This is a genomic window from Rhodococcus sp. PvR099 (assembly GCF_017833315.1).
GTDB lineage: Bacteria > Actinomycetota > Actinomycetes > Mycobacteriales > Mycobacteriaceae > Rhodococcus_G > Rhodococcus_G oryzae.
This window is the reverse complement of sequence record NZ_JAFIBV010000001.1, coordinates 5,253,943-5,267,150: the sequence shown is the minus strand read 5'-3', so window position 1 is coordinate 5,267,150 and position 13,208 is coordinate 5,253,943. Positions and strand designations below refer to the sequence as shown.

Here is a 13,208-nt window from a genome sequence, read left to right as displayed (position 1 = left end):
TTAGCCGTTTTCCCGAAGTAACCCGGCGCCGCACACATAAGTCCACGTCAGCGAGGGTGCCCGCCATCGGTGAACAGCGCGCACGGCCCATCGACCGCGTCGAGGATCGCTCGATCGGCCTGTGCAGGTTGCGGAGCCTGCCTCCACCTCCCAATGACCCCCGTCACAGCACGCAGTCCCTGATGACCTGCAATACAGCAACCGAAATCATCGCACACCAAAGACGGGAGACCCATTCAGCCGACACGCGTTACGCGCTATTTGCTACCAGCACCCGACTGTTACTAGCGAGTAACTTATCGTTCATCACATTTCGGCGAAACCCGCCCCCGCGGACTAGATCAGCGCCCGTCCGGCGCCGATCCGCCGGCGAATGTCGCGCATCAGCACGTAGTTGGCTCCGTGCCGGACGAACCGAGGCAGGAACCGATTGACGAACGAGACGAATACGAACAGGTGCTCGAATCGCCTGCGATCGTCCTCGTTCCACTCGACCCGGAGCTGCTCGCGGAACAGCGGCGGCAGGAAACCGACGGTCAGGAACGTCAACAGGTTTCCGAAGACGAGCCGCAGCGGCCACCCGATCATCCGCAGGTTCACCAGGGCCATAAGATAGGCGCGGACCGTGTCGTCCATCGACACCCGCAGGCAGGCGTTGTTCCAGTAACGGTCGAAGTCGGCCCGGGTGGCCGGCCACATCTCCTCGGTGACCTGCAGGGTCGTGCCCAGTGTGCTCGACGATTGATAGAACGACTCCTTCTGTTCCTCGGACATCGCTCCGTGCAGGAGCTGGTGGGTGTCCTCGAACCCGATGTACAGGCAGGCCGCCACCCACATCTGGAGCTCGCGGTTGAAGGCGTTGTACTTGACTGGGCTGTTCTCGCCCGAGCGCACCTGCCGGTGTGCGACGTTGACCGCCTCCCGGTAGGCCAGGCGTTCTTCGTCGGTTCCCAGAATCGCGACGGTGAGGTACTGAAAGGTCGTCCTGGCCCGCTTCCAGGGATGGCGCATCAGGCTGCCGGACTCCACCTTGCTCTCGATCACCCCGTAGGCCACCTCGGGCCTGCTCAACTGCATGACCACGTTCGCCGCGCCGCCGGCGAAGGACCAGAAGTCCAATGCCTCGGAGATGTGCGCGGGTCGCCGCGTCCACCTGCGCGCGGACGAGGTGATCCGGATCCGGGTCTGTGCCGCGGTCAGGGCCGATCCGCCGGCCGGGGCACCCGAGTGGTGAGTGGGCATCGCTTCCCCAGTCCTCGTCCGTGACTATTTGGTGTCGACGTTGTCGACGATCCATCGGTCGCCCTCACGGACGAGAGAGACCACCATCCGGTACTTCTGGGAGTTGCCGTCGGGCGAGACGACGTTCTTCGCCTGCTGGTCCACGAAGACGAGCACCAACGCGGATGAGTCGTCGATGCGCTCGACCGCCACGTGGTCCGCGGTCGCGGTCGCCTGGCCCTTGCCCTCCGTGACGATCTGCGCGAGCGCGTCGACCATCTGGCTGTACTTGTCCGCGAAGGCCGGGGTCGACATCTCCATGATCGCGTCCCGGTTCGCATCCAGGCTCTGGAAGTCGAACGAGGACATCGCCACCGAGTACTCCCGCGCGATGTCGACCGCCTCGGCGCGTAGCGCGTCGACGTGCCGGGCACGGAGTACCTGGATCGTCAACACCGCCGTCGTGGCGAGCAGCGCGAGCACCAACAGCAGCGCCACGAGCGCCGACGGTCGACGCAGCGAAGCGATCGCGCGACGTGGCGGCACGGGCCCGATCTCGCTCTCCGCGGTGGGCGGGGGTGCGTCGGACTCCCGCGGCGTAGTGGCTGTGATGCTGTCGGTTGTCATCGTCCGAGATCCTCCAGAAGCGATTTCCAGTAGTTCAATGCCTCGACCCCGGTGGGGATGAGGATCGGGTCGGCGACAACGGGGGGACCGATGGGGGTCCCCGGCGTTGTGGCGTTCTGCAGGCCCAGCTCGTCGGGACGGGGTGCGTTCCTGGCGCCACGCTGAGCGATGTTCGATCCCGGCGGGCAGTAGTAGGTGAGATCGGTTTCGGTCGGACTCACGTCGCCGACCGCCCTGCGCACGGTGTCGTAGCTGCAGACCGGCCCCTGCGTGGCGACGAGAGCGAAGTTCGCCCGGTCCCCGGTGACGATCGACTCCAGCTTGCCCAGGCCCTGTGGAATACCGACGAGACCGGCAGCGAGGGCATCGCTGCGATCCGAGATGATCGGCTCCACGGTCACCAGGTTCGCGAGCACGGCCCCGAACGTGTCGTGGTAGCGGTCGAACAGGGTCCTGGCATTGCCGAGCGCCTGCGGGGAGGTGTCGGCGAGGTAGACGAGAACCGGCGCGTTCGAGTCGAGCTGCTCGGTGAAGTTGCGCGCGGCCGCCATCCCCCGCCCGAACGAATCGGACTGTCCCGCCATCGCTCCGATCAGACTCGTGGTCCGCTCGAGAAGGGCCTTGAGCATCGGAGCCTGCTCGTCGAGCTGAGCCGACAGCCGATCACCGTGATCGATCATGCTCGCCATCGCCGGACCGAGACCGTCGAACGACGCGCCGAGCTCCGTGCCGATATCGCTGACCGCCTGCGGATCGATGTCCTCGAGCAGTCGGGCCGCCTGCAACATCATCTGACCCATCTGGACCGGCTGCGCGTCGGCGGGCGCGGCGAGCTCGTCACCCTCCGCGAGGTACGGACCCAGCTCGGTGTTGGGGAAGATGTCGACGTTCTGGATTCCCGCGGCTGTCCCCATCCCGACCCGGGCGACGCTGTCCCGCGGGATCAGGGTCCCCGGGTCCAGGTCGAACTCCACACGGGCACCGCGGATGTCGGGGTCGAGCGACACCCCCGCCACCTTCCCGACCGTGACCCCCCGGTAGGTGACGCTGGTGCCCGCGGTGAGCCCGAGCGCGTCCGTCATCGTGGCATGCACCCGGACCGGGTCCCCGAACGCCTGCGGCCCGAGGACGTAATTGATACCGAACGGGATGACGATCGCCGACGTGAGGGCGAACAGCACCAGCTGGACGAGCACCAGGCGTCTCATCGGACACCACCCGGGACCGGCGCGGACAGCGGGACACCGCCGGTCAGCAGCGATGTCAGCGTGCCCGCGGGCGGGCTCGCGGCGCCGCCGGGCAGCGCTCCTCCGGTGATCAACTTGTCGATGCCCCCCGGGATGTCGAGCGCGCCATCGAAGTTCAGGTAGTCCCCGTGCACCGAGCGCCCGAAGTTCCCCAGGAAGGTGTTCATGTTGTCCAGCGTCGTGGCGATCCTGCCGTTGACGCTGTTCAATGCCCCGATCACCGTGCCGGCATCGGCAAGCATGCCGTCGATGCCCTGCGGCGACGCAGCGAGGATGGCGTCGGTATTGGTCGCGAGCGCGGTCGTCGAGGCGAGCAGCGACGCGATGGAATCCCGTTGCTGCGTGAGCAGTTCGACCGCACCCGGCATCGCGTCGAGGTAGCCGTCGACGACCCGTTGCTGATCTGCCAGCTGCTGCGAGACCCGTGCAGCGAGGTCGATGGCGGCATCGAACTCGCTCTGGTTGGCTGTCGCGCCCGCCATCAGCGAGGCCAGCGTGTCCATCAGTCCCCGAACCTCCCCCGACCGGCCCGCGAACGCCGTGTTCAACTCGCCGACGACGGTCTGCAATTGACTCAGCCCGCTTCCGCTGACGATCGTGCCGAGGGTGGCCAGCGCACTCTCGATCTGCGGACCGATCGTCGTGCGGGACTCGGCGATGACATCGCCGTTCCGCAGCGGCCGCGATGAGGGCTGCGTGGGTTCGGTGAGCCGGATGAACGGGTTCCCCAGTGCGGACGGCAGTTCCACGGACGCCTCGACGTTGTCCGGCAGTTCGGTCGCGAGTTCGAGACTCAACGAGACCCTCGCGCCCACCGTGTCAGTCGCAAGGCCCGCGACGCGACCGATCACCTTCTGCCCACCCCGCACATCGGCACCCGGCAGCAATCCATCCGCGGTGGCGAGCTGCAGCGTGACCGTGTAGCCGGGACCGTCCGCCGAGCGGCCAAGCGGCAGGTCCGCGATGCCGACGCCACAGCCCGACAGGAGCAGACTGCCTGCCAGCGTGGCGCAAGCGAGACCCACCGACGTGCGGCGCATCAATTCCCCCTCGGCGCCTGCGCGGCCCCGGTGACCGCCGAGACGATGCCCAGCGGGTCAGACGCACTGACCGGGAACGAGATCGGATTGGTGAACCCGGCCCCGGTACACAGCGGCAGCGGGTAGGCGTCACAGAGCGGCTTCGCGACAGCGAACTGGGTCAGCGACGTCGAGACGTTCAGCCGGATCCGGCCCCGATTGTCGGGCCCGACGGTGTTGGAGAGGTTCTGCATCAGCAGCGGCACCACATCCATGAACTCGGCGAGGCCGGCCTGGTTCGCGGCAAGCGTGTCGCCGAGCACCCGCGTGTTCTCGGCCATCGTGCCGACATCGTCTCCGTGTCGGGTCATGAAGGCGTTGACCTGATCGAGCACCACGCGCAGGTCCTGCAGCGGACCGGCGATGTCGATCTTCCGCGCCGACCATTCGTCCCCGAGCTCGCCGAGGTCAGCGACGAGGGAGTCCAGGCTCACCTGACGGGCATCCAACGCCACCATCAGCGTGTTGATGTTGCGCACGAGCGCCCCGATGTCCTCGGCCCGCGCTCCCACCACTCCCGTTGCCGCACTGAGGCTCTTGATGGCGGAGTTGAACTGGTCGCCGTTGCCGCGCCAGTTGTCCGCGACCTCGGTCAACAGGTCGCCGGTGCTGCCACCAGGCCGGTCCGGTGCACCGCCACCGAGGGCATCCGCGAGCGTGCTGATGCTGCCCATCAGCCCGTCGAAGTCGATCGGGGCGTGGCTGCGTTCCATGGGGATCTCGGCACCGTCCGCGAGCATCGGCCCGCCACCGTAGGTGGGTCCGAGTTCGACGTGCCGGTCGCTGATCACCGACGGGTTGAGCACATAGGCACTCGCGTCTGCGGGCAGCTCGACCTCGCCGGGCACCGTCATCGTCACACGCACCGAGGTGCCCTGCGGCTGTACCGCGATCACCGACCCGACCGGGACTCCGAGCACGGTGACCTTGCTACCGGGGTAGATCCCGTTGACGTAGCTGAAGTTCGCGTACACCGTCTTCGAGTCGTCGGTGCGGGCGAAGACGAACCATCCCGCCGTCACCAGCGCGACGGCGAGTGTCAGCGCGGTCGCCACTCGCGACCATCGGGCGGCGGTCATCTGCACCCCTGCATCACTCCGAGGGAACACAGCATGTTGTCCGGGATCACCGCGGCAGGCGCGTTGACATCTGTCCAGGCCCCGTTACCGGTCGCATCGGTCGCGGATCGGAGGGCGGGTGGCAGCCGGTCCATCAGCACCTCGATGTTGCCCGCGTTCGCCTTCAGCGTGTCGGTGATCGACACGAGGTTCGTGACCAGCTGTCCGAACTCCTCCTGATGGTCGGACATCGAGGCGGACAGGGTCGACACCACCGCGCTGAGGTTGTCCACCAGTTCGGTCAGCGCCTGCTTCCTGACGGCGAGGATCTGCACCACGGTTTGCGCGTTCGACATCGTCGTCGCCAGCGAATCACTCTGACGGACAACGAGATCGGAGAGCGAACGGGACATGACGAGAAGTTCGTCTATTTGCTGCCCATTCTCGGCGAACGCGGCCGATGCGCCGCTGAGCCCGGCGAGGGTCTTCCCGAGTTGGTCCGAATCGGCGGGCATGATCTGGGACAGCGTGGTCATCATCGCCTGAATCGAGTCGACATCGACACCCTCGGCAGCCGCCGTCGCGTCCCTGCTGACGTCGTCGAGGCTGTACGGAACGGTGGTGCGGGAGCGCGGGATGACGGTGCCGCCGTCGTCTACCCCGGCGGGCACGATCTCGAGGTACCGTTTGCCGAGTACCGTCTTGAGCCGCACGGTTGCGGTGCTCTGATTGCCGAGCGGCTGCTGCTTGTCCAACCGGAAGTCGACCCGGACGTGGTCACCCGACAACTCGATTCCCTCCACCCGGCCGGCGGGGACCCCTGCCACGTAAACGGGGTCACCTCCGGACAACCCGGCGGCGTTGTCGAGTTCGGCGACAAAGGGACCGGTCCGCGCCAGATACCACGCCTTCGGCGCGCCGATCGCGATCCCGAGGCCCGCCACCAGTGCGATGATCCCGAGGGCGCCCAGCACCATCGGCGTGCCGCTGCCAGGCCGTCGCTCGCCGGTGAACAGAAACTGCGTGGCGCCGACGACCACGTCGATCAGCTTCACCAGGAACATCATGAGCACACCGGCGAATGCGTGCTGCCGAAGATGTTTGCTTCCACATCGCCCGCCTTCAGGGTGAAGTTGCAGAGGTAGAGATTGACGAATCCGCCGTAGCTGCCCATCCGGTTGATCGCGGCCCCGAACTCCGGCATCTTGGCCACGAAGGCGTTGAACTCGTCGGTGCTCGCGACCCAGCTGTCGGTCACCGCCTTCAGATCGGTCACGGACCTCCCGAAGGCCCCGTTGGACCGGGCCATCGCCTGCGCCATCTGAGCGACCGCCCGGTTCCCGTCGCCGAGCAGTGCGATCAGTTGGTCGCTGTTGCCGGCCACCGAAGTGCTCAGCCCGCTGAGCCCCGCGAGCAGCTGCTCGAGCTGAGGGGCCCTCGCTTCGACCGAGCCGAGCAGCGAGACCAGGTTGTCGACCAGCTGCTCGATCACGTCCTGCCGATCGACCAGCCCGGTGCTGAGCGAGCCGATCTGTGCGAGCAGGGTGGCGATCGTCTGCCCCTGTCCGCTGAAGGTCTCGACGAATCCACGGGTGAGGGTGTTGACCTGGTCGGGGGCGAGCGCGTCGAACAGCGGACGAAACCCGTTCATCAGAGCGGTCAGGTCCACCGGCGGCGTGGTCTGCGCGACCGGGATCAGCCCACCCGGTTCGAGGGCGGCCGGGCGCTGCCCGATCGCCACGGTGTCGATCGCGGCGCCGTCCGGTTGGGTCAGCGCGATATAGCGCGCGCCCAGCATGTCGCCGTATCGGACCGCGGCGGTGACGTCCGTGGCCAGTCGGTGCTCCGATTCGACCTCGATCCGGACCACGGCCTTGCTGGTGCCGCCGCCCGCGTCGGCGAAGTCGATGGTCTCGACGCGCCCAACCCGAACACCCGCCATGGTCACCGGGTTGCCTGGGCTCAGGCCCTCCACGTCGGTGAATTCGAGCGTGTACCGGTCGGTGGCGCCGCGCACAGGAACCGTCAGCGTGTTCACCACGAACGACCCGCACAGCAGGCCGGTCAAGCAGAATCCGACGGCCTTCAGCGCGGGCACCCAACCGATCTTCATCGGACGGTCACCTCACTGCCGCGCACCATCGGTCCGAGCATGACGACGGTGGCCGGGTTCGGGACGGCATCGGGGTCGGCGGTCGCGCGATTCTCGCGCAGGCCGGCCTCGAGAAGGTTCAACACGGGGGCCTCGCGTCCCACATCGACCACGGCCTGGCGTCCCGGTTGGGCGGACAAGACCTGGGCCCCACCGCAGTCGGCGCCGTACTCGTCGCCGTAGCGCGGGCAGTCGGACGCCGTGTACGGCAGCGGGCCCTGAAAGGTCGGCACCGCGGTGATGTTGAACTTTCCCGTGGCGAACACCCGAGCGCCCGCCGCCCCGAAGGTCTCGGCCCCGGACAGCGTGTCGACCAGGCCGGCCGGGTTCGCCGCGGTGGTCGCGAGGATCGTGCCTGTCGAATCGACCACGGTGATGATCTGATCGCGCTGCTCGCCGACGAACGACGCCGCCACCGAGGCGAATCCCGCCGCGCTCCCGAGCATGGCCGCCACCTGATCGCCGTGATCGACCATTCGCTGCGATACCGATGTCGCCGCGGTCAGGGTGGCGAGCACGTCCGGTGTCGCCGTGTCGAGCGCCGCCATCACCGAACGGAAATCGGGAGTCGCCCCGACGAACTGCTCGGCGGCGGGGCCGAGCGTTCGCGATGCCGAGCCGAGCCGGTCGACGATGCGGCCGACCGTCTCCCCCCGCCCGTCGAGCGCCTGGCCCAGCGCGGTCAGCGCGGTCTGCATCTTCTGAGGCTGCATGTGGTCGAGGACGTCGACCATCTTCGTGTAGATCCCGTAGAGGGCCACCGCGTCCGGACCGGCATCGACAGCGATCGCGTCACCGTCCGCGAGCGCGACCCCAGCCAGGGCGTTCGGGTCGTCGACCAATTGGATGTAGATGTCCCCGAAGAACGTCCGGGGTACCACCCGCGCTCGGACCGAGGACGGCACCTGCCCGATCGCGGCGGCATCGATCTGCAGGCGGACCACGGAAGACTTTGTGCCCGATTCGATTCCGGAAATCCTGCCGATATTGACACCGGAATAGCGCACCGGCGCCTCACCGGTGATCAGGCCCGCCGACGCGGGAATGGCGACGACCACCTCGGGATCGCGCTGCAGGTTCCCCGATCCGCGTAGCACCAGCGTCACCACGACGAGCGCACCGACGAGCACCGCGACCGCCCCGCGCAGCGCCAGCCACCCACGCGATCGTCCCGTGAACTGGTCCACCTCAGACCCCCATTCCGGGGATCTCGGGGACCAGGCCCCACAGCGCGAAGGTCATCAGCACATCGAGGATCCCGATCGCGAGGATCGCGGTGCGCAGCGCGCGGCCCGCGGCCTGCCCGACCCCCGCGGGTCCGCCCGAGGCGTAGTAGCCGTATGCGCAGTGCACCAACGAGACCACCGCGGCGAAGACCACCGCCTTGAGTGCGGCGTAGACGAGGTCCTGTGGGGACAGTGCCAGGTGGAAGAAGTAGTCGTAGGTACCCGCGGAGGCACCGCCCCAGAACACGATCACGAGCCGCGTCGAGAGGTAGCTCGCGAGCAATCCGACCATGAAGATGGGGAGGACGCAGACCATGGCGGCCAGCACCCGGGTGCCGGCGAGGAACGGGATCGAGCGAATTGCCATCGCGTCCAGCGCGTCGATCTCATCCGAGATCCGCATCGCGCCGATCTGGGCTGTGAATCCGGTGCCGACCTTGGCCGCCAGCGCGATGGCGACCACGACCGGTGCGAGCTCGCGGGTGTTCGCGATGGCGGAGAGCATTCCCGACATCGTCGTCATCCCGACCAGTTCGAGACCGCGCTGCGTCTCGACGCCGAGCATCATCGCGGCGGCGAGGGACATCGCGAACACGATTCCGATGGTGCCGCCCCCGGAGAGCACCGAATTGGTACCGAAGCTGACCTCGCTGATCTGACCGAGGACATGCTTGCGATACCTCGTGAGCGCGAACGGGATCGATGCGACGGTCCGCGCGTAGAAGGTCACGTGCCTGCCGACGTCGACCAGAGCCCCGTAGACCGCTCTGGCGGGCACGGTCGACTGACGCCGGACGCGGACCATCGTGTCGAAGCCGACCATCAGTAGGACCCCACGGCCGGGACGATCACGGTGTAGAGCGCGGAGAGTGCGGCGTTGACGATGAACACGAGGGCGAAGGCGATCACCACCGCCTCGTTGACCGCATCCGCGACTCCGCGGGGCCCACCCTTGGTGTGCAAGCCCTTGAAGGTCGCGACCAGGGTGGACGTGAGACCGAAGACCGCCGCCTTCACCAGTGCCATCACGAAGTCGGACATCCGTCCGTACTGGCTGAAGGTCGACATGAACGTTCCGGCCGGAAGATGTTGAACATAAATGTGATAGAGGTAGCAGGCCATCACGCCGCCGAAGGTCACCATCGAACACAGCGCGAGCGAGACCACCACCGCCGCGACCAGCCGGGGCGCGACCAGTCGCTCGACGACGTCGATGCCCATGACCTCCATGGCATCGATCTCCTCCCGGATCTTGCGTGACCCCAGGTCGGTACAGATCGCCGAGCCCGCCACGCCCGCCATCATCAGCGCACACACGAGCGCGGCGGCCTGCCCGACGATGATGAATGCCACCACCGCACCCGAGTACCCACCCGCACCGATCCGGCCCGCGAGCTCGCCGACCGACACCGCGATGAACACGCCGATCGGGATCATCAGCAGCAGTGAGGGGCCGGTGCTGACCCGGCCGATGAACAACGTCTGAGTGATGGTCTCGTGCAGGGACAATCGGCGGCGGAACAACGCTCGGGCCAATGCCACGAGCGAGAGAACCGCGAATCCGATCAGGTACCCGCCCTGGTTCGCGACGTCACGAACCGGCCCCTTGGCGACCGGCAGTTCGTATGTCATCGCCAGAGCCCCCTCTCAACCGGTTCGCGGTCGAAACCGCGGACGTCGAATGTGTGAAGCCTCTCACGGCTCGCACTCCGTCGCAAGGATTAAGTGAACGGCGATTCTCATATAATTCGATGAGAGGTCCTCGCCGGGAAGCCGCCAATGGGGACTCTGTTGATCCTCTATACCAATGGATTACGTGTCATCCGGTACGACTTCTACCGAAAAGCCGTGTTAGTGAATATTCCGCTCTATCGCGTCGAGCAGGGGACCGGAGGTCCCGCGAAGCGAGAGCGAGGCATGGACGACCCTCCCCGTCGTCCATGCCCCCGAGCGGGTGTCAGCCCGCTCTGACCGACATCGATCCGTGGCCCTTGCGCAGCTCGCCCTTGACCACCTTGCCGCTGGCGTTGCGCGGCAGCGCGTCCACGATGACCAGCTCCTTCGGGTGCTTGTACCGGGCCAGCCGACCATCGAGGAACTCGGACAACTCGCCGAGGGTGAGATCGTCACCCCGCAGCGCCACGACGGCGACGGGCACCTCACCCCACCTGTCGTCCGGTCGCCCGATCACCGCCGCTTCCAATACCTTCGGATGTGCGAACAGCGCGTTCTCGACCTCGGCGCAGTAGATGTTCTCCCCACCGGAGATGATCATGTCCTTCTTCCGGTCGACTACGAAGATGAACCCCTCCTCGTCCTGCCGAACCAGGTCTCCGGAGTGGAACCAGCCGCCCGCGAACGCATCCGCGGTGCCCTGCGGGTTCCGCCAGTACTCGCGCATCATGGTCGGTCCCCGGTAGACGATCTCGCCGACCTGCCCCGCGGGCACGTCGTTCATCTCGTCGTCCACGATGCGTGCCTGGATCGTCGGGATGACCTTTCCGACCGATCCCAGCTTGCGCACCGCGTCCTCGCCGTCCAGAACACACGTGATCGGCGACATCTCGGTTTGCCCGAACACCGCAACGTTGACCGCGTCGGGAAAGGTGTCCGCCATCGCGTGCAGTACCACGTCGGAAGCCGGCGCAGCACCCCAGCTGATCACCCGCAGGGCCAGATCACGCTGGCGGACAGTCGGTTCCGCGCACACCGCCTGCCATTGCACCGGCACGAGGAAGGCTGTGGTGACCCGCTCCGCCTCCCATACGTCCAGCAGTTCCGTTGGGTTGAATGCGCCGAGCGGATGGATCACCGTCGGCACTCCGAGCACGAGGGACGGAGCCATGCTCCCGAGCGCGGCGATGTGGAACATCGGCGAGGCACAGAACCCGACGTCGTCGCCACCCGACATCCGCAGGGCCCGGATACAGGTCAGGGCCTGCGCCTGCATGTTCGCATGCGAGAGGACCGCCCCCTTGGGGCTGCCCGTCGTGCCGGAGGTGTACATGATCAGCGCGGGGGTGTCCTCGATCAGGTCGATCGGCGCGTGCGCCGCGCCGTCCTCGTCGACCAGTTCTTCGTAGCCGAGCACGCCGTCCGCGCCCGGCTGCCCCACGACGACACAGGTCGACAGGGCAGGAACCTGAGCTCGCACAGCAGCGACAAGGGGCGCCAGCGGCACGTCGGTCACGACCGCGGTCGCGCCGCTGTCGGTCACGATGAATGCGATCTCGGGCGGAGTGAGGCGGAAGTTGACCGGAACCGCGATGGCGCCGAGTGAATTGACGGCGAGGACCGCCTCGAGGAATTCGGGGCGGTTGAGCATGACGAGCAGAACCCGGTCGCCGAACCCGACACCTCGCCGAGCGAGTGCGTCCGCGAACGACTCCGAGCGCAGGTGCAGCTCGGACCACGTGGTGGTGGCTCCCTGGAAACGGAGCGCCACCGCATCCGGCCGCATGGCCGCGTGGGTGGCGACCTGATTGTTCCAATGGTTCCTACGGGCCTGCAGCGGCTGCGAGAGCAGATCATCGCTGAGTGACATCCTGGTGTTCCTTCCCTGTCACGGTGTGGCTGGCTGACGTACCCTCACGGATGCGCCCAGTATGGCAACACGCGATCCAGCGCGCGGCATTTTTGTTAACACAGATTCGCATCGCGAAAGCCAGCCCTGACTGGACGTTTGTTCAATCAGGGCCGGGCCTGTCCGGGATGCACGGCGGGCAGGCCAAGCCGTGCGTCAACGGCCGAATTCGGGCGCCCGGCCACCGAGCATCGCTGCGACACCTTCCCGGAAATCGGGTGCCGCCAGAAGTTCGATCTGGCCCTCGGTTTCCCGTTCGAGCGTCTCGTCGATTCGGGCGAGGGTGGTGGTGGTCAGCGCGCGTTTGGTCAGTTCGATCGCGCGCCGGGGACCGCGGGACAGCTTGGCCGCGACCGCTCGCACATGAGACGACAGTTCGTCCTCGGGGAGCACCCGGGCGATCAATCCGGCGGCTGCGGCGTCCGTGGCTCCGAGTTTCCTCCCGAGCAGCGCCATCTCGCTCGCCCTTGCCCGCCCGATCGCCGCAGGGACGAGCAGACTCGATCCGCCGTCGGGCATCAGCCCGACGTTGACGAAGGCCAACAGGAAGTACGCACTCGGCGACGCGAATGCCAGATCGGCCGCGAAGGCAATGGACGCACCGACTCCGGCCGCCGCCCCGTTCACCTCCGCGATCACCGGGATCGGCAGGGTGAGGATCGCCCGGACCACCCGGTTCGCCGAGTCCATCACGACACGCGGGTCCGCCTCGGGACCGTCGGCCGCCGCGGCGAGGTCGGCGCCGGTCGAGAAGGTCGCGCGCGCTCCACCGATCACCACGACCCGGACCGACGGGTCTTTCGCGCGCCCGGTCAGCAGGTCGCCCATGGCGTCCATCGTCGCCAGGTCGATCGCGTTCATCCGCTCCTGCCTGTCGATGGTGATCCGCAGGATCCCATCCCCGAATTCGACCCGCAGCCCGGCGATCACCTCGAGCTCGGGGGTCGCCGTCATCGGAGGGCCCCCACAGGTCGGGACACGGTCATGCTTCCCCTTTCGATTCGGCGCACATGCC

Annotated in this window: 12 protein-coding genes; all 12 read right to left on the bottom strand. The window is 67.2% G+C overall.

Annotation, left to right across the window (positions count from 1 at the left end; all coding sequences use genetic code 11):
* Positions 1 to 336: 336 nt before the first annotated feature.
* Positions 337 to 1,242 (bottom strand): oxygenase MpaB family protein, encoded by a 906-nt coding sequence (locus JOE46_RS24375; protein ID WP_097211067.1) that lies wholly within the window; start codon positions 1,240 to 1,242, stop codon positions 337 to 339.
* A 24-nt stretch (positions 1,243 to 1,266) separates the two neighbouring features.
* On the bottom strand, positions 1,267 to 1,848 hold the full coding sequence (locus tag JOE46_RS24370) for a mce associated protein mas1a (RefSeq protein WP_179800493.1): 582 nt from the start codon (positions 1,846 to 1,848) through the stop codon (positions 1,267 to 1,269).
* Positions 1,845 to 3,056: an MlaD family protein gene (locus tag JOE46_RS24365; protein ID WP_209928725.1), complete on the bottom strand. Its 1,212-nt coding sequence runs from the start codon at positions 3,054 to 3,056 to the stop codon at positions 1,845 to 1,847. The genes JOE46_RS24370 and JOE46_RS24365 overlap by 4 nt, the downstream gene beginning before the upstream one ends.
* Positions 3,053 to 4,135 (bottom strand): MCE family protein, encoded by a 1,083-nt coding sequence (locus JOE46_RS24360; RefSeq protein WP_097211065.1) that lies wholly within the window; start codon positions 4,133 to 4,135, stop codon positions 3,053 to 3,055. The genes JOE46_RS24365 and JOE46_RS24360 overlap by 4 nt, the downstream gene beginning before the upstream one ends.
* Positions 4,135 to 5,253: an MCE family protein gene (locus JOE46_RS24355; RefSeq protein WP_209928723.1), complete on the bottom strand. Its 1,119-nt coding sequence runs from the start codon at positions 5,251 to 5,253 to the stop codon at positions 4,135 to 4,137. Before JOE46_RS24355 ends, JOE46_RS24360 begins: the two co-directional genes overlap by 1 nt.
* Positions 5,250 to 6,296, bottom strand: coding sequence for an MCE family protein (locus JOE46_RS24350; RefSeq protein ID WP_209929251.1), 1,047 nt, complete (start codon positions 6,294 to 6,296; stop codon positions 5,250 to 5,252). The genes JOE46_RS24355 and JOE46_RS24350 overlap by 4 nt, the downstream gene beginning before the upstream one ends.
* A complete protein-coding gene (locus JOE46_RS24345; RefSeq protein ID WP_097211063.1) occupies positions 6,296 to 7,345 on the bottom strand; it encodes an MCE family protein in 1,050 nt (349 codons plus the stop codon). The genes JOE46_RS24350 and JOE46_RS24345 overlap by 1 nt, the downstream gene beginning before the upstream one ends.
* Positions 7,342 to 8,571, bottom strand: a complete 1,230-nt coding sequence (locus JOE46_RS24340; protein WP_209928721.1) for an MCE family protein — start codon at positions 8,569 to 8,571, stop codon at positions 7,342 to 7,344. The genes JOE46_RS24345 and JOE46_RS24340 overlap by 4 nt, the downstream gene beginning before the upstream one ends.
* A 1-nt stretch (position 8,572) precedes the next feature.
* A complete protein-coding gene (locus JOE46_RS24335; protein ID WP_097211061.1) occupies positions 8,573 to 9,433 on the bottom strand; it encodes an ABC transporter permease in 861 nt (286 codons plus the stop codon).
* A complete protein-coding gene (locus tag JOE46_RS24330) occupies positions 9,433 to 10,242 on the bottom strand; it encodes an ABC transporter permease (protein ID WP_077040821.1) in 810 nt (269 codons plus the stop codon). The genes JOE46_RS24335 and JOE46_RS24330 overlap by 1 nt, the downstream gene beginning before the upstream one ends.
* Before the next feature lie 325 nt (positions 10,243 to 10,567).
* Complete coding sequence (fadD5, locus tag JOE46_RS24325) at positions 10,568 to 12,154, bottom strand: fatty-acid--CoA ligase FadD5 (protein ID WP_209928718.1); 1,587 nt, start codon at positions 12,152 to 12,154, stop codon at positions 10,568 to 10,570.
* A gap of 195 nt (positions 12,155 to 12,349) precedes the next feature.
* Positions 12,350 to 13,147 carry an enoyl-CoA hydratase gene (locus tag JOE46_RS24320; protein ID WP_209928716.1) on the bottom strand — a complete coding sequence of 266 codons (798 nt, stop codon included), beginning with the start codon at positions 13,145 to 13,147 and terminating at the stop codon, positions 12,350 to 12,352.
* Positions 13,148 to 13,208: the final 61 nt, after the last annotated feature.